Origin of the sequence: Actinophytocola sp. (assembly GCF_036002505.1) — a bacterium.
Lineage (GTDB): Bacteria > Actinomycetota > Actinomycetes > Mycobacteriales > Pseudonocardiaceae > DASYTH01.
In genome coordinates, this window is the sequence record NZ_DASYTH010000177.1 from 1 (window position 1) to 20,586 (window position 20,586).

At 71.4% G+C, this 20,586-nt stretch carries 21 protein-coding genes; 14 read left to right on the plus strand and 7 right to left on the minus strand.

Features of this window, described 5'->3' with window-relative positions:
• Positions 1-309: Lrp/AsnC family transcriptional regulator (locus tag VGR06_RS14910; RefSeq protein WP_327559664.1), on the plus strand; the 309-nt coding region annotated here is incomplete at its 5' end.
• A 238-nt stretch (positions 310-547) separates the two neighbouring features.
• Here VGR06_RS14910 and VGR06_RS14915 read toward each other — a convergent pair.
• From VGR06_RS14915 to VGR06_RS14930, 4 genes are all read right to left on the minus strand, one after another.
• Positions 548-1,246, minus strand: coding sequence for a helix-turn-helix domain-containing protein (locus VGR06_RS14915; RefSeq protein WP_327559665.1), 699 nt, complete (start codon positions 1,244-1,246; stop codon positions 548-550).
• 40 nt (positions 1,247-1,286) lie between these two features.
• Positions 1,287-2,357, minus strand: coding sequence for a GDSL-type esterase/lipase family protein (locus tag VGR06_RS14920; protein WP_327559666.1), 1,071 nt, complete (start codon positions 2,355-2,357; stop codon positions 1,287-1,289).
• 93 nt (positions 2,358-2,450) lie between these two features.
• Positions 2,451-3,887, minus strand: a complete 1,437-nt coding sequence (locus VGR06_RS14925; RefSeq protein ID WP_327559667.1) for a S28 family serine protease — start codon at positions 3,885-3,887, stop codon at positions 2,451-2,453.
• Positions 3,888-3,983: 96 nt separating this feature from the next.
• Complete coding sequence (locus VGR06_RS14930; protein ID WP_327559668.1) at positions 3,984-5,381, minus strand: lysine 2,3-aminomutase; 1,398 nt, start codon at positions 5,379-5,381, stop codon at positions 3,984-3,986.
• A gap of 83 nt (positions 5,382-5,464) precedes the next feature.
• Between VGR06_RS14930 and VGR06_RS14935 the strand changes: the two genes are divergently transcribed.
• From VGR06_RS14935 to VGR06_RS14955, 5 genes are all read left to right on the plus strand, one after another.
• Positions 5,465-6,508, plus strand: a complete 1,044-nt coding sequence (locus VGR06_RS14935) for an L-erythro-3,5-diaminohexanoate dehydrogenase (RefSeq protein ID WP_327559669.1) — start codon at positions 5,465-5,467, stop codon at positions 6,506-6,508.
• Positions 6,505-8,001, plus strand: a complete 1,497-nt coding sequence (locus tag VGR06_RS14940) for an amidohydrolase (protein WP_327559670.1) — start codon at positions 6,505-6,507, stop codon at positions 7,999-8,001. Before VGR06_RS14935 ends, VGR06_RS14940 begins: the two co-directional genes overlap by 4 nt.
• Positions 8,002-8,062: 61 nt before the next feature.
• A complete protein-coding gene (locus VGR06_RS14945) occupies positions 8,063-9,631 on the plus strand; it encodes a lysine 5,6-aminomutase subunit alpha (RefSeq protein WP_327559671.1) in 1,569 nt (522 codons plus the stop codon).
• Positions 9,628-10,362, plus strand: a complete 735-nt coding sequence (locus tag VGR06_RS14950; RefSeq protein ID WP_327559672.1) for an OAM dimerization domain-containing protein — start codon at positions 9,628-9,630, stop codon at positions 10,360-10,362. Before VGR06_RS14945 ends, VGR06_RS14950 begins: the two co-directional genes overlap by 4 nt.
• Entirely contained in the window at positions 10,359-10,751 is a 393-nt protein-coding gene (locus tag VGR06_RS14955; protein ID WP_327559673.1) for a hotdog domain-containing protein, read from the plus strand. The genes VGR06_RS14950 and VGR06_RS14955 overlap by 4 nt, the downstream gene beginning before the upstream one ends.
• A gap of 6 nt (positions 10,752-10,757) precedes the next feature.
• Here the strand turns inward: VGR06_RS14955 and VGR06_RS14960 are convergent, their stop codons facing one another.
• The gene (locus tag VGR06_RS14960) at positions 10,758-11,858 is read right to left on the minus strand and encodes a serine hydrolase domain-containing protein (RefSeq protein WP_327559674.1); all 1,101 of its coding nucleotides are present in this window, start codon (positions 11,856-11,858) and stop codon (positions 10,758-10,760) included.
• 115 nt (positions 11,859-11,973) lie between these two features.
• Between VGR06_RS14960 and VGR06_RS14965 the strand changes: the two genes are divergently transcribed.
• The gene (locus tag VGR06_RS14965; protein ID WP_327559675.1) at positions 11,974-13,278 is read left to right on the plus strand and encodes a GDSL-type esterase/lipase family protein; all 1,305 of its coding nucleotides are present in this window, start codon (positions 11,974-11,976) and stop codon (positions 13,276-13,278) included.
• 7 nt (positions 13,279-13,285) lie between these two features.
• Here VGR06_RS14965 and VGR06_RS14970 read toward each other — a convergent pair whose 3' ends face one another.
• Positions 13,286-13,636, minus strand: a complete 351-nt coding sequence (locus VGR06_RS14970) for a hypothetical protein (protein ID WP_327559676.1) — start codon at positions 13,634-13,636, stop codon at positions 13,286-13,288.
• Between the two features lie 122 nt (positions 13,637-13,758).
• The gene (locus tag VGR06_RS14975) at positions 13,759-13,995 is read right to left on the minus strand and encodes a hypothetical protein (protein WP_327559677.1); all 237 of its coding nucleotides are present in this window, start codon (positions 13,993-13,995) and stop codon (positions 13,759-13,761) included.
• Between the two features lie 319 nt (positions 13,996-14,314).
• Here VGR06_RS14975 and VGR06_RS14980 point away from each other — a divergent pair, with 319 nt between their 5' ends.
• Genes VGR06_RS14980 through VGR06_RS15010 form a run of 7 tightly spaced genes read left to right on the plus strand, consistent with a single transcriptional unit; the run spans position 14,315 to position 20,500 of the window.
• The gene (locus tag VGR06_RS14980) at positions 14,315-15,106 is read left to right on the plus strand and encodes an NAD(P)-binding oxidoreductase (protein ID WP_327559678.1); all 792 of its coding nucleotides are present in this window, start codon (positions 14,315-14,317) and stop codon (positions 15,104-15,106) included.
• A 59-nt stretch (positions 15,107-15,165) separates the two neighbouring features.
• Positions 15,166-15,687, plus strand: a complete 522-nt coding sequence (locus tag VGR06_RS14985) for a SigE family RNA polymerase sigma factor (RefSeq protein ID WP_327559679.1) — start codon at positions 15,166-15,168, stop codon at positions 15,685-15,687.
• On the plus strand, positions 15,684-16,763 hold the full coding sequence (locus VGR06_RS14990; protein WP_327559680.1) for a hypothetical protein: 1,080 nt from the start codon (positions 15,684-15,686) through the stop codon (positions 16,761-16,763). Before VGR06_RS14985 ends, VGR06_RS14990 begins: the two co-directional genes overlap by 4 nt.
• A gap of 56 nt (positions 16,764-16,819) precedes the next feature.
• Complete coding sequence (locus VGR06_RS14995) at positions 16,820-17,440, plus strand: hypothetical protein (RefSeq protein WP_327559681.1); 621 nt, start codon at positions 16,820-16,822, stop codon at positions 17,438-17,440.
• Positions 17,440-18,510, plus strand: a complete 1,071-nt coding sequence (locus VGR06_RS15000; RefSeq protein ID WP_327559682.1) for a peptidoglycan-binding domain-containing protein — start codon at positions 17,440-17,442, stop codon at positions 18,508-18,510. The genes VGR06_RS14995 and VGR06_RS15000 overlap by 1 nt, the downstream gene beginning before the upstream one ends.
• Positions 18,507-19,217 (plus strand): ABC transporter ATP-binding protein, encoded by a 711-nt coding sequence (locus VGR06_RS15005; RefSeq protein ID WP_327559683.1) that lies wholly within the window; start codon positions 18,507-18,509, stop codon positions 19,215-19,217. Before VGR06_RS15000 ends, VGR06_RS15005 begins: the two co-directional genes overlap by 4 nt.
• Positions 19,214-20,500, plus strand: coding sequence for an ABC transporter permease (locus VGR06_RS15010; protein ID WP_327559684.1), 1,287 nt, complete (start codon positions 19,214-19,216; stop codon positions 20,498-20,500). The genes VGR06_RS15005 and VGR06_RS15010 overlap by 4 nt, the downstream gene beginning before the upstream one ends.
• Positions 20,501-20,586 lie beyond the last annotated feature (86 nt).

The window sequence follows — 20,586 nt, forward strand, 5'->3', positions numbered from 1 at the left end:
GGCGTGATCCGCGGCTACTCGGCCCGGCTGAATGTCGACGCCGTCGGCCTCCCCCTGACCGCGTTCATCTCGCTCACCCCCACCGACCCCGGGGCCCCGGACGACTACCCCCAACGCCTCGAATCCATCCGCGAAATCGAATCCTGCTATTCCGTCGCCGGCGACTATTCCTACGTATTGCTGGTCCGCGTCGCCTCCCCGACGGCGCTGGAGGACCTGCTACGCCGCATCCGCGAAGCCGCCAAAGTCTCCACCCGCACCACCGTCGTGTTATCCACCCCCTTCGAAGCCCGCTCCCCGGCCCTCTGACCGTTTTCGGCCGCCAGGTCCCGCGTGTTGGCGCCTGGCGCGGTTGTGTTGGCCTCTCGCGTCGGTATGTTGGCCGCTGGCGTGGTGCCGACGCTCGACGACCATTACCGGTCCGCGTGGCCTTTCGATGATCCACTGCACGCATCGTCGTGGCCGGCCAACACAACAACGCCACATGCCAACATGACGACATCACGCGCCAACACGACGACGTGAGCTGCCAACACGCGGTGCCGGGCTAGGCGGCGTCCTTCTCGCTTATGAGGGCTTCGAGGTCGACGCCGAGCTTGGTGAAGGGGGTGTGGGCGGTGGGGTGGTGGTGGAGGGAGCGGTCGGGGTTGCGGTGGAGCCAGTTCGACTCGAGGGCGTGGTGGAGGAGGGCGGCGGGGATGGCGCCGGCGAGGTGTTCGCGGCGTTCGGTCCAGTCGAGGCCGTCGCGGAGTTGGGGGCGGCCGTTGGGGTGAGGGAGGGGGATGCCAAGGGAGGTCAGGGTTTTGGCGCCGGTGGGGGTGAGCGTGAGGCCGGTGCGGTCGTCGATCAGGCCCTGGCCCCGCATGCCGTCGCGAAGGGCGACGCCGAGTTTGCCGGCGAGGTGGTCGTAGCAGGTGCGGGCGGTGGCGAGGCGGCGGGCCTGCAGGGAGGCGCGGAGGCCGGTGCGGGGTGGGTGGGCGGCGTGCTGGGAGAGGTGCTCGATGAGGTCGGCAACGTCGGGGTCGGTGATCCGGACGTAGCTGTGGCGGCCTTGTCGAAGCGCTTCGACGAAGCCGGCCTCGACCAGTTTCGACACGTGCTCGCTGCCGGTGGAGGGGGCCACGCCGGCGGTTCGGGCCAGCTCGCCGACGGTCCAGGCGCGGCCGTCGATCAGGGCCAGGCACATCGTCGCCCGGGCGGGTTCGGCGAGGATCGCGGCGACCTCGGCCAGCTCCATGGTCTTCATGAGCTTCACCGTAGGCGGGCCACGTGTCGGCCCTCGCCGATCAATCCGGGACGGCGCTGGTAGCGGCGTGCAGGTTGCCGTCGGTGCCGGGCAGGCACGCGGCCGCGCGGTCGGTCGTGTTGAGGAACTCGCCGAGGCAGCGGCCGATCTGGGCGTGGCCGGAAGCGTTGGGGTGGAAGGATTCCTGCAGCGCGTGGGTGGCCCGCTCGTCGCTGTGCAGGTCGGACCACTGCACGGCCAGGCGGCGGAACCACTCGCGGCCCGGGTCCTTGCCGGAGGAGCACGCCTCCCGCCCGACCCCGGCGCGGGACAGGTCGAGGAACCGGACGCCGGCCAGGCGTGCGGCCCGGCGCAGGCCGGAGGTCAGCACCGGCACGGCGTTGTCCCGCACCCAGCGCAGGTCCTCCGAGCGGAACGGGCACCCGGACAGGTCCTGCAGCCCCGCGGCGACGTCCGGCCCGACCGGGGCGGCATAACCCTGCAGCACCAGCGTGTAATCCGCCGGCTCGTACCCAGCACCGTCCATTGTGGACTGAACGTCCGTCAGCGCCCGCACCAGCTTCGGCACCATCGCGTCCACCCGCCGCCGCCAGTCCGGCCCGACGGTGTCCGCGCAACCGGGGTGCGACTGGTTGAACCAGGCCTGCACGCACTGGTCCAGCACGTGCGCGAACTGCGGATCATCATTGGCGCCGGCTGCGACCACGACCGCGACCACCCGGTTGTGCCGCGCGAGCTGGCCCAGCCGTTCGGCCTGTGCGGGTTCGGTGTACTGGCGCGCCCGCCCCAACCCGACCTGTGCGGACGGCGCCCCCGAGCAGCCGAGGTTGATCGTGCCGGCGATGCCGAGCAGGTCCACCTTGTGGATCGAGGCATTGCTCGACCGGTGACACCAGTCGCCCCGTTCCCCGTCCGTCCCCGGCTCGTAGTCGCCCGCGCCCTCGCCCGAGATCGTGCTGTCGCCCAACGCCACCACGACCCGTGGCGCGTCCCGGGGCGGCCCGGGCTCCGGGGCCGGCGGTGGAAACGGGTGATCACCGACGAGAACGAGCGCGCCCACGGCGATCACGACGGGAACCACGAACAGGGCATGCCAGCGCGACGGTCGCATCGCGTCCCAGCCTAGTGATCAATCTAGGGATGTGCATGAAGGTGGCCTTCATCCCTGAGCCGGACGAAGGCCACCTTCATGGGCCTGAGGCCGTCAGCCCACCAGGGCCGGACGGCGGTCCAGGTCGGGGTTGTGCGAGTCGAGCTCGGGGATGAAGGTCGCCTCCGCGGTGGACAGGGTCGTGGCCGCGGCCGCGGTGGCCACCCCGGCCCACCGCTTCAGCGTGGCCGTGGCGGCGGCCGCGTCGGCGGGGTTGAGCCGGGAGATGTTCGCGCCATGGTTGAAGCCCGGCGCGGTGTAGCTGTAGGAGTCGTGCGAGCTGGGGTGGAAGGGTTCCGAGCCCCAGGGGTCGTTGGCGCCGTAGACGAACAGCATCTGGCTCGAGTCCTTGCCCACCCAGTGGTCGATGTCGATCATCGGCCAGGCGTCGTGGGCGGAGCGGAGGTCGGCCGGGAGGCTGGTGTTGGCCTCGTTGTACGAGCGGGGGAAGCGGAGCAGGTCGCGGATGTACCTGAGGTTCAGCTCGGGCCAGCCGAGCTGGGTGGCGGCCTGGTAGAAGTACGGCTCGAACGGCAGGATGCCCTGGTCGGTGTAGGACGCCCAGCCGGCGACGTTGTCGACGAAGTCGTAGAGCTGGTCGCTGGTCGCGGTGGCCGGAGGCACCGCGGCGCAGTCGCTCTGCAGGAAGAACTGCCAGAATGCCCAGCGGGTGTCCAGGACGGCGATCTCCAACGCCTGGTCGGCGGAGCCGAATACCTGGTTGAACGTCATGCCGTTGGCGGTGGCAAACGCCTCGTACCGGTTCAGCAGGTCCGTGCGGTGGTTGAACGCCGCGCGCTGGAACTCGTTGAGCGCGGTGCGGCAGGCGGAGTCGGTGCCGACGGTCTGGAAGAAGCGGTCGTAGGCCGCGTCGGAGCGGTTCACCACGTCGTTCGGCGCCACGTAGGCGGCCACGCCGGCCAGGTCACCCGGGTAGAACCGGCGGTGGTAGACCGAGGTCATGCCGCCCTTGCTGGCCCCTGTGGAGATCCACTTCCCGTCGTAGATGCCTTTCAACGCGTTGATGATCTTGTGGTGGTCGGTGGCGGCCTGCCAGATGGTCAGCTTCGACCAGTCCGCCGGGGCGGGGCGGGACGGCAGGAAGAACCGCTGCTCCGTGGAGATCTGGTTGGCGTCCAGGATGCGCGTGGGCTCGGAGCGGAACTGGAACTCCGGCATGTTGTAGCCGGTGGTGTGCAGCACCATCGGCCGGTCGGTGCCCCGGTGCAGCAGTTGCAGCCGCTGCTCGAACGTGCCGGCCTGCGGGTTGAGGTGGTCGGCGGGCTGGCGGAACGTGAGCATGAAGAACCGGAAGCCCGCGGGCGCCGGTTGCTCGGACACGACGGTCAGGCCGGGCACGGCCCGGAGCTGGTCGAGGATGTCGGGCGCGGGCGCCGCCTGTGCCGGCACTGCCGCGGTCAGCCCGATCAGGCCCGCAACCAGGGTGAGCGTCGCGGTCAGCGGCGTCGTCCGCTTTCTCCGGATGAACACGCCAGGACTCCTTGCCTTGCTGGTCACCCCAGATGGCGACCGGTCTGGCCAGAGTCTTTCGTATCCAAAACCGGCGTGGAAGACGCCATAAGTCGGCTAGGACGCCTCGGCTTGGACTTGCCGCTCCCACCACTGCCGGCCGCGGGGCGGGAGGGTGGAGATGGGGTCGTAGTAGGGGTAGCGGCGGTCCAGGGCGTCCGGGTCGTCGAGCTCGATGCCGGTGCGGTAGTTCTTGGTCCAGTAGGAGATGCCGCGCTGGCGGTCGTAGGCGGCGAGCTGGTGCACCCAGCGTTTGCCCACGTAGGGGACGTCGCAGATGATCCGCGGGGTGGCGTAGCCGGGCAGGTAGCCCATGATCGCGTGCTGCAGGTCCTGGGCCTCCCAGACGGCGACCCGCCAATGCTCGGCGTTGGGGATCATGTCGCACATGTAGAAGTAGTACGGCAGGATGTTCGCCTCGCCCTGCAGGGCGAAGCAGAGGTCGAGCAGGGCGTCGGGCGTGGCGTTGACGCCGCGCATGAGGACGCCCTGGTTGCGGACGTCGCGCACGCCGACCTCGAGCGCGGTGCGGGCGGCCTCGGCGACCAGCGGGGTGACCGACTGGGCGTGGTTGACGTGGGTGTGGATGGCCAGGTTGACCCCGCGGCGGGCGGCGGTGCGGGCGACCCGCTCCAGGCCCTCGACCACCCTGGGTTGCAGCCAGTGCTGCGGCAGGCCGGCCAGCGCCTTGGTGGCCAGGCGGATGTCCCGCACGGTGTCGATGTCCAGCAGCCGCATGAGGAACGCCTCGAGCTGGTGCCACGGCACGTTGGCCACGTCGCCGCCGGAGACCACGACGTCCCGCACGCCGGGGGTCCGCTTCAGGTAGTCGATCATCTGGTCCTGGCGGTCGACCGGTTTCAAAATGAGCTTCTGCTTGTCCACGGCCGGGGTGGAGTTGCCGACCAGGTCCATCCGGGTGCAGTGGCCGCAGTACTGCGGGCAGGTGGACAGCAGCTCGGCGAGGACCTTGGTGGGGTAGCGGTGGGTCAGGCCCTCGACCACCCACATCTCCGCCTCGTGCAGGGAGTCCCGGGACGAGTGCGGGTGGCTGGGCCAGTGCGGGTCGCGGTCGCTGGCCACCGGGAGCATGTACCGGCGGATCGGGTCGGCCACGAAGGCGTCGGTGAAGGCGGCGGCGTCGGCGGCCGGCGCCATCGTGTTGAGCATCTGCGGCGGCAGCAGCATGGACATCGTGGCCAGGCGCTCCTGGTCGGCACCCAGGTCGTCGTAGAAGCTCTCGGCCAGCAGGTCGCCCATCACCGCGCGGAGCTGCTTGGCGTTCTTGACGCAGTGCACGCGCTGCCACTGCGCGTCGCGCCACTGGGTGTCGGTGACGTGGCTCCAGCCGGGGAAGCGCCGCCAGTCGGGTTCGACCAGCTCCTGGCGGCGGTACTCGTACGGCTGTCGAGCCGTCCTCTCGATCGCGTCGGATACAGTCGTTGCCGCAGTCATCTGTACTCCTCGTCGGTCGAGCAACCTAAAGATATGCTGCCAGAACGCACGTACAACGCAAATTCTACGGGAGCAGGTGTGACGTGACCGATCTCGTCCGCGGCGTGTCCTCGCCCTACGGACGGCACCGCGTGCTCGAGCCGGCCGGGGTGCTCCCGCAGCAGGCGTGGCGGCTGGACCCCGACCCGCGGCCCTGGCCGGACGAGGTCGTGGTCGGCGTGGAGCGGCTCAACCTGGACGCCGCGTCGTTCCGCCAGTTGCGGTCCGAGCACGGCTCCGGGGACGCGGTGCGCCGGGCCGTGCTGGAGATCGTGACGGAGCGCGGGAAGATGCAGAACCCGGTCACCGGCTCCGGCGGGATGCTGCTCGGCACCGTGCGCGCGGCCGGGCCCGAGTCGCCGCTGGGGCTGCGTCCCGGCGACCGGGTCGCCTCGCTGGTCTCGCTGACGTTGACACCGCTGCGGATCGACGACGGGCTGGCGAGCTGGGACGGCACGAGCGAGCAGGTGCCGTGCCGGGGGACGGCGGTGCTGTTCGGGCGCTCCATCGCCGCGGTGCTGCCCGACGACCTGCCGGACGCGCTGTCGCTGGCCGTGCTGGACGTGTGCGGGGCGCCCGCGCTCACCGACCGGGTGGTGCGCGAGCACGGCGGCTCTCCGGCTGTGTGCGTGCTCGGCGGGGGCGGGAAGTCCGGCTCGCTGTCGCTGGTCGCGGCCCGCCGCGCCGGGGCCGGGCGGCTGGTCGCGCTGGTGCCGACCGAGGCCGAGGCGGCACTGGTCCGGCGCGCCGGGATCGCCGGCGAAGTGGTCGTGGCCGACGCGCGCGACCCGGTGGCGGTCGCCGAGGCGGTGGGCGCGCCGGTGGACGTGACCGTGGTCTGCGTCGACGTCCCGGGCTGCGAGCATGGCGCGATTCTGGCGACGGCCGATGGCGGGACGGTCGTCTTCTTCTCAATGGCGACTTCCTTCTCCGCGGCCGCGCTGGGCGCCGAGGGGCTGGCCGCGGACGTGCGGCTGCTGATCGGCAACGGGTACGTGCCGGGTCACGCCTCGTTCGCGCTGGACCTGATGCGCGCCGAAGCGGGGGTGCGCGAACTGTTCGAGGCACGCGAGACTGCTCGGTCATGACCACTTTGCTGCGCGGCGGCCGGATCCACACACCGTCCACACCGGACGCGACGGCGCTGGCGGTGCGGGCCGGGGTGATCATCTGGATCGGCCGCGATTTCGACGGTGACCCCGACGAGGTCGTGGAGCTGGACGGCGCGTTCGTGGCGCCGGCGTTCGTGGACGCGCACGTGCACGTCACGCAGGCCGGGCTGCTGCGCACCGGTCTGGACCTGACCCGGTGCGGCTCGCTCGCGGAGCTGCTCGACGGGGTGCGGGCCCGGGCGACGCCGGACTCGCTGGTGTGGGGCCATGGTTGGGACGAGACCGCGTGGCCGGAGCGGCGGCCGCCGACCCGGGCGGAGCTGGACGATGCGGCCGGCGGGGCAGCGGTGTACCTGTCCCGGATCGACGTGCACTCGGCGCTGGTGTCGACCGCGCTGGTGGAGCGCCGGCCCGGGGCGCGGGCGGCGAGCGGGTGGTCGGACGGCGCGCCGGTGACCCAGGCGGCGCATCACGTGCTGCGCGGCGCGTTCAAGGAGTCGATCACGCGGGAGCAGCGGCGGGCGGCGCAGCGGGAGTTCCTGCGGCACGCGGCGGCGAGGGGGGTGGCGGCCGTGCACGAGTGCGGCGGGCCGGACATCTCCGCGGTCGATGATCTCGACGATCTCGTCGCGCTGTCCGGGGAGGCGCTGCCCGAGGTGGTGCCGTACTGGGCGGAGCGGGGCGGCGTGCTGCCGGCCGGGGCTCGGGGGCTCGCCGGGGACCTGTTCGTGGATGGTGCCCTGGGCTCGCGGACGGCCGCGTTGCGTTCGCCCTACACGGATCTGCCGTCGACCTGCGGGGCGCTGTACCTGGAGCCGGAGCAGATCGCGGAGCACGTGGTGGCGTGTACCCGGGCGGGGATCCAGGCCGGGTTCCACGTCATCGGGGATGCCGCGGTGGCCGCGGTGGTGGCGGGGTTCGCGCAGGCGGAGACCGTGGTCGGGGCGGCGGCGCTGCGGGCGGCCCGGCACCGGTTGGAGCACCTGGAGATGGTGGACGCCGCGCAGGCGGAGCGGCTCGGGGCGTGGGGGGTGACCGGCTCGGTGCAGCCACTGTTCGACGCGTCCTGGGGTGGGCGTTCGGGGATGTACGCGCAGCGGCTCGGGCCGGACCGGGGGAGCGGGCTGAACCCGTTCTCCGTGCTGCTTTCCCATGGAGTGGTGCTGGCGCTGGGCTCGGACTGCCCGGTCACGCCGGTGGATCCGTGGGCGGCGGTGCGGGCGGCCGTGCACCACCGGACGGCTGGCTTCGGGCTCACGGTCGAGGCGGCGTTCCGGGCGCACACGGTCGGCGGGTGGTACGCGGCGGGGGTGTCCGGCGGGGAGCTCGCTGTGGGGGCGGCGGCGACGTACGCGGTGTGGGACTGCGACGGGTTTCCGTCGGTGGAGCCGGGTGCGGACCTGCCGCGGTGCGTGCGGACGGTGCGGGATGGGCGGACGATCTATGAGCAGGGGAGCGGAGGGCGATGAAGGGGGCCTTCCTCACCCTGGGCGTGAGAAAGGCCCCCTTCATCGCACTTGAGGAGGCGCGGTGAGCGGCTTGCTGGATCTTGACCCCCGCGTGGTGGACACGGCGCGGCGGTTGGCGGCGCGGGCGGCCGAGCCGGTGGTCGCGATCGCCCGGGCGCACACCACGGTCGCGGTGGAGCGCGCGACGTTGCGGCTGGCCGGGATCACCGGCGCGGACGCCGCGCACCGGGCCGGCGACGTGCCGTGGGTGAACCGGGTGGTGGACACCGTTCGGGAGCACTGCGGGTTGGAGCACGGCGTGGTGCTGCCGGCGTTCCACGCGCTGCGGGCGCAGGGGTTGGCTTCGCTGACCGAGTTGGCCGAGGCGACGGCGGCCGGGCAGGTCCGGTACATCGTGCCGGGCGGGCGGGACGCGACCCGGGCACTGTCGGCGGCGCGGGCGGCGGTCGGGCGCGGGGTGCGCACGATCGACCGGAACCGGGCGCAGCGGGAGAAGTTGGTGGCGCGGCTGGGGGATCCGCCGCAGCGGCCCTGGATCTACCTGATCGTGGCCACCGGGGACATCGACGAGGACGTGGTGCAGGCGGCGAACGCGGCCCGGGCGGGTGCGGACGTGATCGCCGTGATCCGGTCCACCGGTCAGTCCCTTTTGGACTACGTGCCGGAAGGCGCCACGCACCAAGGGTTCGCCGGCACCTACGCCACGCAGGAGAACTTCCGGATCATGCGGGCGGCCATGGACGAGGTGTCCCGGGAGGTCGGCCGGTACGTCCGGGTGACGAACTACGCCTCCGGGCTGTGCATGCCGGAGATCGCGGTGCTGGCCGGGTTGCAGCGGCTGGACATGATGCTGAACGACTCCATGTACGGCATCCTGTTCCGGGACATCAACCCGATCAGAACCTTTGTGGACCAGCGGTTCTCCCGGCAGGTGCACGCGCGGGCCGGGATCATCATCAACACCGGCGAGGACAACTACCTGACCACCGCGGACGCGGTCGAGGCGGCGCACACGGTGACGGTGTCCCAGCTGCTGAACGAGCACTTTGCGCACGAGGCCGGGCTGCCGGACCCGCTGCTGGGGCTGGGGCACGCGTTCGAGATCAACCCGGCGCTGCCGGACTCGTTCCGGCTGGAACTGGCGCACGCGCTGCTGGCGCGGGAGCTGTTTCCGGACGCGCCGCTGAAATGGATGCCGCCGACCAAGCACATGACCGGGGACGTGTTCCGGGGCCACCTGCTCGACGGGTTCTTCAACCTGGCCGGGGTGCTGACCGGGCAGAGCATCCTGCTGGTCGGCATGATGACCGAGGCGGTGGTCACGCCGTGGCTGTCGGACCGGGATCTGGCGCTGGCCAACGTGAAGTACGTGCTGAACGCGGCCGGAAACCTGGGCGAGGACTTCCGGCCGGCGCCGGACGGGTTCATCGTCAAGCGGGCGCACCAGGTGCTCGGCGAGGCGGTGGACCTGCTGGAACGGATCGTCGAGGATGGATTGCTGAATGCGATCGCGGACGGCACGTTCGGGTTGATGAAACGCCCGCCGGATGGGGGAAAGGGCGCCGACGGGGTGGTCGAAAAAGCCGACGGCTACCGGAATCCGGCCATTGAACTGCTGGAGGAGCGATGACCGTCGTTCGTCCTTACGGCGACACCACCGGCGACGGCATGGTGCAGCTGTCGTTCACGTTGCCGGTGCCGCACGGGCCACGGGCCGACGGCGCGGCGCAGCAGCTGGCGAACCGGATGGGCATGGACCCGGCCATGGTGGTGCACTCGCATCCCATCGGCGACGGGTTCACGTTCTTCGTGGTGTACGGCTCGGTCTCGCACGTGGTCGACCTGGACGAGGTCCGCGTGGTGGAGCGGGAGTACCCGCTGCTGCCACCGTCCGAAGTGAACGCCACGGTGAAAAAGTTGTTGCACCGCAAGCTGATCGTCGTCGGCGGTTGCATCGGCACGGACGCGCACACGGTCGGCATCGACGCGATCCTGAACATCAAGGGCTTCGCCGGGGAGAAGGGCCTGGAGTACTACCGGGAGCTGCGGGTGATCAATCTCGGCGCCCAGGTGAGCGTGCCCGACCTGGTGAAGCGCGCCCGCGCGGAGAAAGCCGACGCGGTGCTGGTTTCCCAGGTGGTCACCCAGCGGGACGCGCACATCCTCAACACCCAGGAGATGTCCGCCGCTTTCCGTGAGGCCATGGGCGACCGCCGGCCGCTGCTGGTCGCCGGCGGTCCCCGGTTCGATCCGCTGATGGCCGGCGAGCTGGGCGTGGACCGGGTGTTCGGCCGCGGCACCACACCCGGTGAGGTGGCGAGCTATCTCGTGCACGCCGTCAAGGAAAGGCGGGCGGCATGAGCCTGGTCGAGGGTTTCTCGGTTACCCACAAGCGATACGTCCCCTACTCGCACGCCCACTACGGCGGCAACCTCGTCGACGGCGCCTACGGCCTCGGCATGTTCGGCGACGTGGCCACCGAGCTCTGCATCCGCACCGACGGCGACGAAGGCCTGTTCGCCGGCTACTCCACCGTGGAGTTCCTCGCCCCCATCCAGGCCGGCGACGTGCTCGAAGCCACCGCCACCATCACCCGCATCGGCAACCGCTCCCGCGAGCTTCGGTTCGAAGCCCGCGTGGTCTGCCGCGCCACTCCCGACCGCGGCCCGTCCGCCGCCCGCGTCCTCGATCCACCCCTCGTGGTCACCCGCGCCACCGGCACCGTGGTCGTCCTGGTTGGCAGCTCGTGACCATCACTACCTGGCGAGTCTGGCGAGGGTGTGGCCGATCACGTTGGGGTCGGCGGTTTCGAGGTTGCTCAGCATTGTGATGGAGAGCCCACTGGTCGGGCGGATCTCGTTGTACGCGGAGAACCCAGGGTTCCCGCCGTTGTGGACGTAGATCGGGTCGTCGATCATGCCGTTGATGAAGATGCCGTAGCCGTAATGGTCGGTCCCGGTAACCGCGATCCTCGGGCGGACGAGTTGGGCGAGGGTGTCCCGGGCGACGATGGACGGGTTGGCGGTGCGCAGGAAGTCGTTCCAGCGAGCGAGGTCGTTGACGGTTGAGTACAACCCGCCGGCCGCGAAGGCGGCCGTGGGCTCCTCGTAGGTCGCCACGGTTGACCAGTCCGCGTAGCCGGTGGCGACCGGGGGCCCGTTCTGCGGATTGGCGAGGTATCCGGTGTCGTTCAGCTTGAGCGGCTCGAAGATCTGCTGGCGGAGGAACGTTCCGTAATCCTGGCCGCTGGTCAGCTCGATGAGGTAGCCGAGCACCGCGTACCCGGAATTGCTGTACCCCCACTGGGAACCGGGCACGAAGTTCAGCGGACGGTCGGCGAACGTCCCGATCAGCTGCTCGGGAGTGAAGTGGGTACCGGGCTTGGCCAAGAAGCGGTCTTTGGCATCGCTGGGCTCGGTGTAGCTGAACAGGCCGGAAGTATGGGTGAGCAGCTGATCGATGGTGATCGGTGCCCACGGGGGAGGGCAGCGGGGGAGATGTGCGCACACCGGATCGGCGGTTCTCAGCTTGCCCAGTTCCTGCAGCCGCAGCACGGCCAGTGCGGTGAACTGTTTGGTCAGCGAAGCGATCTGGAACCGGGTGTCCGGGCCGTTGGGGACACCGGTGGCGGTGTCGGCCATGTCGTAGCCACGGTTGAGCAGCACCCGATCTCCGAGCCGGACCTGCACCGCGCCGCGGAACTCCTGCCGCTCCACCAACCCGTCGAGGTAGTCGGCGAGTGCGGTCTCGGCGGCCGACGATGACGAGCTGGGAGCGGGTTGCGGCGTCGCGGGCGTCGCGGTGCAGGCACCGGCCAGCAGGGCTCCGACGAGGATGCCCAGAGTTTTTCCCCTCACGTCAGGAATCATCGCCGGATGCGCTCGGGTCGTGACGAAGGGTCGCCAGATGGACCTCCGATGGTTGAGAATCCCCGAGGAAAGGGCTTTCACAGGGCTTTTGGAGGTGGTCATCGTGCTAGACACGCGCAACCGGACCACGCGGTGGATGGGCGGCGCCGCGGCGCTGGCCGTCGCCGTGTCGCTGACCGCGGCCGGATCGGCCGGTGCGAACGACCCGGAGGTGGGCCGGGATCCGGCGGGCATCTGGGCCGCGTCGCTGGAGGGCGTGCACGGGGTCGCGCCGGATGTGACCGTGCGCCAGCTGGCCCGAGCTTCCGTTGCGGGCAGCGGAATCCGGGTGCGGTTCGGCAATCCGTTCGGGGACGCGCCGGTGCGGATCCGGGACGCCTGGGTGGGCCGGAACCTGGCGCCGGGAGGTGCCCGGCTGATCCCGGGGTCCAACCGGCCGCTGACGTTCCGCGGTTCCCGGACGGTCGCCATCGCACCGGGCACCGTGGAGCTGAGTGATCCGGTCCCGATCAGCGTCGAGGCCCAGCAGGACCTGGCGGTCAGCGTCTACGCGCCGGGCAGCCCGGTCAACGACCACACGTTCCCGCCGTTCGCGTTCGACCCGCCGGCCTCCTACATCGGCACCGGCGGCAACACCGCGGCCGACCCGTCGGACGCGGCATTTCCGAGCGTGCCGGTCATTCCCGGCAACACGTCCAGCACCGCGACCGGCTACCACCCGGGGCAGACCTGGTGGATGGACCTCGTGGTGGCCGAGCGGCCGGCGGCCCGCGGCACCCTGGTCACCCTCGGCGACTCGATCACCGACGGGTACCAGGCGATCGGCCCGCCCGGTCAGCGCTGGACCGACGTCCTGACCGACCGCCTGAACGCGCTCCCGCCGGGCCAGCGGCTGGCCATCGCCAACGCCGGCATCTCCGGCAACACCGTCAGCGTGCAACCCAACCCGTACGACCCGACCGGGCAGTGCTGCGGCCCGCCCGCGCCGGTTCGCCTTGACCGGGATGTGCTCTCCGTCCCCGGCCTGCGCACCGTCCTGCTCCTCGAAGCCACCAACGACCTCGGCGGTGGCGACAACGCGCCGCCCGCCCCGGCGGCCCAGGTGATCGACGCCATGCAAACGATCATCGCGCGGCTGCACGCCCGCCATGTCCGGGTCATCTCGGCGACCGTTCTCCCCATGTGCAACCCCGCGGACAGCACGAAGGAGGCGGCCCGCCTCGCCGTCAACCAGTGGATCCGAACCAGCGGCACCCCGGACGCGGTGCTCGATTTCGACGCCGTTCTCCGCAACCCCGCCAACCCCACCGAGATGACACCTGATCTCCGCGCCGACTGCTACCACCCCAACGCCGCCGGCGACACGCTCATCGGCCAGTCGATACCCCTGCAACTACTGACCCGCTGATGTCGTATTACGTGCACGCTTTGCGGAGTGCGTCGAGATGGGCGGTGTTGCGTTTCGCCCAGGCGGCGACGACGGTGAGGTCGTCGAAGCGTTCTTTCTGCACCTCGAGGTAGGAGTCGGCCATGGTGACCAGCGACGCTTTCACGTCCTGATCGGAGACGTTGCCCGCCAGCTCGCGCAGCCGCCGCTCCTTGTCGGCTGCGCGGGCCTTGAGCTTTTCCGGGTCCACCAACGGGTTCAGGTCCGCGAGCCCCAGCGCGTCGGCGCACACCGAGGCCTTGTCCCGCACGGTGCCCGCCTGTTCCACCGCCGAGTTCACCTGACCACACGCGGCCAGCAGCACCGCAGCGCCCAACATGGCGCACAATCCACAAATCCGCACGGGATCCAACGTACCTGACCCCGGTCTCGACCAATGTCCTGAAGGCGGCCTTCGGGACGGTCAGCGTCCTGAAGGCCGCCTTCAGGGCATGTGGACCGTCATGCCTTGACCAGGTTCTTCAGCAACTGCTGATCGCACACCTTCCGATCCGTTGAGCTGTTCCGGCTGTAGCATTTGTCGTGCTTGTCGCAGGCTGGCCGGAAGTTTGCCCCGAAATACGAGTCGGGGACCTTCGTGCAGCCATCGCCTCGCACCTGAGCGACCACGCCACCATTCTCCGGGTCTGCCGCGGCCATCCCGCTCGTAAGTCCCAGCATCACGACAATGATCGTCACGAATACCAGTCGAAGCATGGTAACCCCTCGTTGAACCGAATTCCGGCTGCTTTGGCGGGCTACCACCGCCAATCGTCCACATTTAACCCTCGTCACTCGTGTGGGTGGTAAGCAGTCCGGCAAACAATGTGAACGCGCGTAGGCGAGTGAGCCAGTACCGCGGATGGCCGAGTGCCGAGCATGAAGATCACAACGCTGTCGGAGGTGGTCGGGTGGCGGGCCTCGGCTCGTTGCCGGCGCGGCCTGTCACATTCCTTCCTCGTGCGGTGTCATGGCGGTCGATCCAGGGAATTCAGGCTGAAGGACTAGGGAGGAAGCCATGACGTCATCTGTCTTGCTCACCGGCGGTACGGGCACGCTGGGGCGGCTGGTCACGCCGCTGCTGCGGGCGGCCGGCCATCCGGTGCGGGTGCTCAGCCGGCGCGGCCACGAGCCCGCGGACGGCATCGAGTACGTGACCGGGGATCTGGCCACCGGCGAGGGGGTCGACGCGGCGGTGGACGGCGTCGGGACCATCGTGCACTGCGCCGGGACGGCCAAGGGTGACGAGGTGAAGGCCGGGAACCTGGTGCGTGCGGCGTCCCGGGCCGATGCGCCGCACCTGGTGTTCATCTCGGTCGTCGGCGCCGAGCGGGTTCCGGTGGTGAGTGCCGTCGACCGGGCGTTGTTCGGCTACTTCGCGTCGAAGCGGGCCGCCGAGCGGGTCGTGGAGGAGTCCGGGCTGCCGTGGACCACACTGCGCGCCACCCAGTTTCATGACCTGATCCTCACCACGGCCCGGCAGCTGGCGAGAATGCCGGTGGTACCGGTGTTCCGCGGCGTCCGGTTCCAGCCGGTCGACGCCGGCGAGGTGGCGGCCCGGCTCGTCGAGCTCGCCCTCGGCGCGCCGGCCGGGCTCGTGCCCGACCTCGCCGGTCCGCGCGTGTACGGGATGGACGAGCTGGTTCGCGGTTACCTCCGGGCCGCCGGGCGGCGCCGGTTGATCATGCCGGTCCGGCTCCCCGGCAAGGCGGCTCGCGCGGTCCGGGCCGGCGCCAACCTTCCTGCCGAACCGGGCACCGGCCACCGAACCTGGGAGGGCTTCCTGGGCGAACGGGTGAGCACCCGCTAGGAGCGGCGCCATTCCGGCGGTACCCCAACCTTTTGGGTGGGGTGGTGCGTTAGCACGGTGTGGAGGATGTGCCGGGTGGCGAGCAGGCCGAGTTCGTCGCATTCGTGCGGGCGCGGCAGCACCGGTTGCTGCGGTCGGCGTACCTGGTCTGCGGCGACCACCACCTGGCCGAGGATCTCCTGCAGGGGGCACTGGTCAAGCTGGCATTGCGGTGGGGCCGGGTCCGGGGCGGGGACCCGGAGGCGTACCTGCGCACGATCATGTACCGGGACGCGGTGTCCTGGTGGCGCCGGTGGCGGCGGGAGAACCTGACTTCGGCGCCGCCGGCCATGACCGGGGTGGACGGCAGCGAGGACGCGTCCACCCGGGTGGTGTTCGCGGAGGCGTTGCGCAGGTTGACGCCGCGTCAGCGGGCGGTGTTGGTGCTGCGTTTTCTCGAGGACCAGACCGAGGCGCGCACCGCCGAGGTGCTCGGGGTCTCGGTCGGAACGGTCAAGAGCCAGACCGCCGTCGCGCTGAAACGGCTCCGGGAGCTGGCACCGGAGCTCAAGGATCTGCTGACCGTGGGGGAGGGGCGATGAGCACCGACGAGATCGCCCGGCTGCTCGGGAAGGCGGCGGCGGACGTGCCGGAACCGCGGCTGGCCGAGGGGGCGTGGGCGCGGTCCCGGCAGGTGATCAGGCGGCGCCGGGCGGTCGGTACCGGCCTCGCGGTGGCGGTGCTGCTGGGCGCCGTCGCGGTGACGGTGCCGCAGCGGTTCGGCGGTGCGCCGCCGGACGGCACGAACCCGACCACGCCGGCGACGACCGGCACGATCATCGACCGGGTGCCGGCGACGGTGACCGACCGCACCGGTGTTCCGCTGCCGCGGCGGTCCGGGCAGTTCGGGCCCAAGGTGGAAACGCTGGCGAACCAGCCGGTGACCCGGGCGGCAGCGCTGTACGAGCCGGCTGTCCCCGCTTCCGCGCGGCAGCCCGGGCCGGTGTACGTGCTCGGTGAGGACGGCCTGTACCGCCGGATCGACGCGCCGGTGCTGGAGTTCGCCTTCGATGACGGCAAGCAGAACCGCGCCGATCCGCTACGCCCCACGGCGTTGTCGCCGGACGGGAAGCTTGCCGCGTTCCCTCAGGTCGACCGTCTTGTCGTGGTGAACCTGACGACCGGGCAGTACGGCTCGTACCCGGTCCCCGGGTTCAACAAGTACGTCCGGTGGCAGGGGACGCACGCGGTGCTGGTCGGGGCGGAGGACGGCGCGGCGTTCTCGGTGGATCTCGGTACCGGCAGGGCCGAGCCGGCGCAGGCGAAGCTGGCCGATCTGGCCGGCGCGGAACCGGTCACCCACGTGCCGCCGTCGGTCGACCAGAGTGGGCTCGGCTCGTTCCGGATCGCCCGCTGGCAGGGCCTGGCTTGGCGCAACGGCAACAAGATCGTCCGTGCGGCCGAGGGCTCGCTGCCGCTGGTGGCGGTCATCGACGTCGACCGCGCGGCCGTCGTCCGGGCGCTGGCGGTGCCGCCCGGCCCGGTCACCGTGCTGGGCTGGCTGGACGACCACACGGTGCTGGTGCAGACGAGCAAGGGCGTGCTCGCCTGGGATGCCGGCAGCGGCCAGGTCACCTCGGTGGCCACGCCGTTCGACGGGGTCATCGCCCGGCCCTGACCTGAAGAGCGATGGGACACGACGTGACAGCACGCAACCTCAAAGGAGGTCATTCAATGATAACCAAGCTCGGCATGCTCGCCGTCGCTGCCGTCGCCGTGACCGGATGTTCCGCGGCACAAAGCCAGAACGCGGGAAGCTCAGGTACCACGGCAGCCGGCACCACGACGGCCAGTTCCCCGGCCGCCAGCAGCCCGGCGACGAGCACCAGCGCCGCGCCGGCCGGGGGGAGCTACCAGGATCAGGTCATCGCCTGGGGGCGTCGGCTCGCGCAGTGCGCCCGGGAGCACGGGATCACGACGTTCCCGGACCCGACCGGTGTGCAGACCTCGGGCGACGGGATCAGCCTGCCCGACTTCGGTGCCGCGCCGAAGGCCGACATCGGGCGGGCCGAGGAGCTCTGCCCGGACGTCTCGCGGGACATCCCGCACCCGCCGCCGCCCGGCCCGCCGAGCGCGGAGATCTTGCAGCGGATGCGGCAGTACGCGGCGTGCCTGCGGCAGAACGGCCTGTCCGCGTTTCCGGATCCCAAGGCGGACGGCACCTTCCCGATCACCGGCACGCCGTTCGCCGGAATGGCCGCGTTCTCCGGTGGCGGGCCGATTCCGCAGAACATCGCCCAGGCCGAACGGCCGTGCCGGCGGTTCCAGGTCGGCTGGTACACCCGGGCGTCCTGATGCCTCGGGTCCGGATGCTGGTGGGTGGGGGAGCGGTGGTGGCGGTGTCGGTGGCCGGGGTGTGGCTCGCGGTCGGCGCCACGCCCCGGGCCGCCACCCCCGCGGAACCGGCGGTGGTCCTGACGACGGCGCGGGTCACCCGCGGCGAGGTCACCCAGCGGGTGTCAGTGGCCGGCACACTCGGCTACGCCGGTGGCTACACGGTGGCGAGCCACCTGCCGGCCGGCGTGCTGACCGCGGCGGCCGGGCCGGGGAGCGCCGTGGAGCGGGGCGGGAACCTGTTCGCGGTCAACGGGATCCCGGCCGTGCTGCTGTTCGGGCCGACGCCGGCGTACCGGGAGTTCGCGGCCGGCATGAGCGACGGCGCCGACGTCCGGCAGCTCGAGGAGAACCTCGCCGCGCTGGGCCTGGCACCGGGTCCGGTGGACGAGCACTTCACCCCGACCACGGCCGCAGCCGTCCGGCGCTGGCAGGCCGCGCGGGGAGTGCCGGCGGCGCGGCGGACCGGGACCGTCCCGTTTGGACAGATCGTGTTCCTGCCCGGGCCGGTCCGGGTCAACCAGGCCACGGCGCCGGTCGGCTCGGCGGTCGGGCCCGGGACGCCGGTGCTCGCCGGCAGCTCGACCACCCGGGTGGTCACCGCCGAGGTCACCACCGACCAGCAGCAGTTGGTGCATGCCGGGGACGCGGTGCGGGTGGGCCTGCCCGGCGGTCAGGTCGACGCGACGGTCACCGAGGTGGGCCGGGTCGCCAGCCGGGACGACAACGGCGCGCCCGGTGCGACGAACCTGCCGACGATCCCGGTCACGATCGCGGTGACCCTGCCGGCGGGTTCGGGTGACCTCGACCAGGCGCCGGTCCAGGTCGCGATCACCACCGCGCGGCGGCCCGGCGTGCTGCTGGTGCCGGTCACCGCGCTGCTGGCCAAGCCGGGTGGCGGGTATCAGGTTCGAAGCGCTTCGACACTCATCGACGTGGAGCCGGGCCTGTTCGATGACGCGACGGGGCTGGTCGAAGTGAGCGGGTCCGGGCTCAGCGAGGGGATGGTCGTGGAGGTGCCGGCGACATGATGGCGCTGCGTCGAAGCGCTTCGACCCCGGTGCTGGAGCTGGACCGGGTGAGCAAGACCTATCCGGGCACCCCGCCGGTGCGATCGCTGCGGGAGGTCGACCTGACCGTCCACAGTGGAGAGTTGGTGGCTGTGACCGGGCCGTCCGGTTCGGGGAAGACCACGCTGCTGAACCTCGCCGCGGCGCTGGACCGGCCGAGTGCGGGCTCGGTGCGGCTGGCCGGGCAGCCGGTGCAGGACCTGCCGGACCGTCGGCTCGCCGGGCTCCGGGCCCGCCATCTCGGCGTGGTGTTCCAGCGGTTCTTCCTGCTCGACCAGCTTTCCGCGGTGGAGAACGTGGCGGCCGGGCTGCTGTACCGGGGAGTTCCGGCGAAGGAGCGGCGGGCCGCGGCCGTCGAAGCGCTGCACCGGGTCGGCCTGGCGCACCGGGCCGGGCACCGGGCGCGGCTGCTCTCCGGGGGCGAGCGTCAGCGGGTGGCCATCGCCCGGGCCATCGTCGGCCGGCCGTCCGTGGTGCTGGCCGACGAGCCCACCGGCAACCTCGACTCCGCCACCGGCGCGGAGATCCTGGATCTGCTGCGGGAGCTCAACTCCGGCGGCGTCACCATCGTCGTGATCACCCACGACGCCCGGGTCGCCGCCGCCATGCGCCGCCACGTCGAGATCCAGGACGGCCGGATCGTCCACGACGAGGAGCGCCCGGCATGAGCGCCCCGCGAATCCGGAACACGCCTACGCGAAAGCGGAACACGCCTACGCGAATCCGGGACACGGCTACGCGAATCCGGGACACGGCTACGGGAGGGCGGGACACGCCGGTGCTGCGGGCCGCCGATCTTCTGCCGCAGGCCGTGCTGGGGCCGCGGAGCCGGCCGGTGCGCGCGGTGCTGTCCATTCTCGGGGTCGCCATCGGCATCGCGGCGATCGTGGCGGTGCTGGGGATCACCCGGTCCAGCCAGTCCGACCTGCTGGCGCGGATCGACCGGTTGGGCACCAACCTGCTCACTGTCGCGGTGGGACGGTCGCCGACCGGGCAGCGGGTCGAGTTGCCGGCCGCCGCGCCGGTCACGATCGCGCGCACGTCCGGGGTCCGGCACGTGGCGCCGACCGCGGAGTTGCCCGGGCTGTCGGTCTACCGGACCGACCAGATCCCGGCCTACCGCGGCAGCGGCCTGGCCGCCCGCGCCTGCGACCCCGCCCTACTGTCCACATTGGACGCCCGGCTCGTCGCCGGGGTGTTCCTCAGCGCCGCGACGGCCGGTTACCCGACGACGGTGCTGGGCCACGACGCGGCCCAGCAGCTCGGCGTCACCGGGCCCGGCGGGAGGATCTACCTCGGCGGGCACTGGTTCGTGGTGGTCGGCGTGCTGCGCCCGGTGGAGCTGGCCCCGGAGATCGACCACGCCGCGCTGATCGGGTTCCCGGTCGCCGCCCGGCTGTTCCGGTACGACAACCATCCCAGCCTGATCTATGTGCGCACCGACACCGAGCGCACCGCCGCCGTCGCCGACCTGCTGGCCCCGGCCGCCACCCCGGAGCACCCGGAGGCCGTCTCGATCGGCCGCCCGTCCGACGCGCTGACCGCCCGGCTCGCCGTCGCGGACTCGACCACCTCGCTCTACCTCGGCCTGGGCGCGGTCGCCCTGCTCGTCGGCGGCATCGGCATCGCCAACACCATGGTCATCTCCGTGATCGAGCGCCGCGGCGAGATCGGCCTGCGCCGCGCCCTCGGCGCCGCCCGCCGGCACATCGCCGCCCAGTTCCTCACCGAGTCCCTGATCCTCGCCACCTTCGGGGCACTCGCCGGCATCACCCTCGGCCTCGCCATCACCACCACCGTCGCCCGCATGCACGACTGGACGGTCGGTGTGCCCCCGGCCGCGCTCTGGGGCGCCCTCGTCGCGGCCGTCCTCATCGGCGCGCTCGCCGGCCTCGACCCCGCCATCCGCGCCGCCCGCCTCGCCCCTGCCGAAGCCCTCCGTTCGGAGTAACGATTGGTGCCGGCGGAGACGGTGCGTTTTGTGGAAAAGCAACATCAACGCTGTCGGAGCGGCGGCAAAATGCGGGTCATTGTGCT

Excerpts from the sequence above, each read along its gene's own strand:
- VGR06_RS14995 (WP_327559681.1), top strand. The coding sequence starts at position 16,820 with ATGATAACCAAGCTCGGCATGCTCGCCGTCGCTGCCGTCGCCGTGACC.
- VGR06_RS14980 (WP_327559678.1), top strand. The coding sequence starts at position 14,315 with ATGACGTCATCTGTCTTGCTCACCGGCGGTACGGGCACGCTGGGGCGG.
- VGR06_RS14920 (WP_327559666.1), bottom strand. The coding sequence starts at position 2,357 with ATGCGACCGTCGCGCTGGCATGCCCTGTTCGTGGTTCCCGTCGTGATC.
- VGR06_RS15000 (WP_327559682.1), top strand. The coding sequence starts at position 17,440 with ATGCCTCGGGTCCGGATGCTGGTGGGTGGGGGAGCGGTGGTGGCGGTG.
- VGR06_RS15010 (WP_327559684.1), top strand. The coding sequence starts at position 19,214 with ATGAGCGCCCCGCGAATCCGGAACACGCCTACGCGAAAGCGGAACACG.
- VGR06_RS14955 (WP_327559673.1), top strand. The coding sequence starts at position 10,359 with ATGAGCCTGGTCGAGGGTTTCTCGGTTACCCACAAGCGATACGTCCCC.
- VGR06_RS14915 (WP_327559665.1), bottom strand. The coding sequence starts at position 1,246 with ATGAAGACCATGGAGCTGGCCGAGGTCGCCGCGATCCTCGCCGAACCC.
- VGR06_RS14990 (WP_327559680.1), top strand. The coding sequence starts at position 15,684 with ATGAGCACCGACGAGATCGCCCGGCTGCTCGGGAAGGCGGCGGCGGAC.
- VGR06_RS14940 (WP_327559670.1), top strand. The coding sequence starts at position 6,505 with ATGACCACTTTGCTGCGCGGCGGCCGGATCCACACACCGTCCACACCG.
- VGR06_RS14930 (WP_327559668.1), bottom strand. The coding sequence starts at position 5,381 with ATGACTGCGGCAACGACTGTATCCGACGCGATCGAGAGGACGGCTCGA.
- VGR06_RS15005 (WP_327559683.1), top strand. The coding sequence starts at position 18,507 with ATGATGGCGCTGCGTCGAAGCGCTTCGACCCCGGTGCTGGAGCTGGAC.
- VGR06_RS14970 (WP_327559676.1), bottom strand. The coding sequence starts at position 13,636 with ATGTTGGGCGCTGCGGTGCTGCTGGCCGCGTGTGGTCAGGTGAACTCG.
- VGR06_RS14950 (WP_327559672.1), top strand. The coding sequence starts at position 9,628 with ATGACCGTCGTTCGTCCTTACGGCGACACCACCGGCGACGGCATGGTG.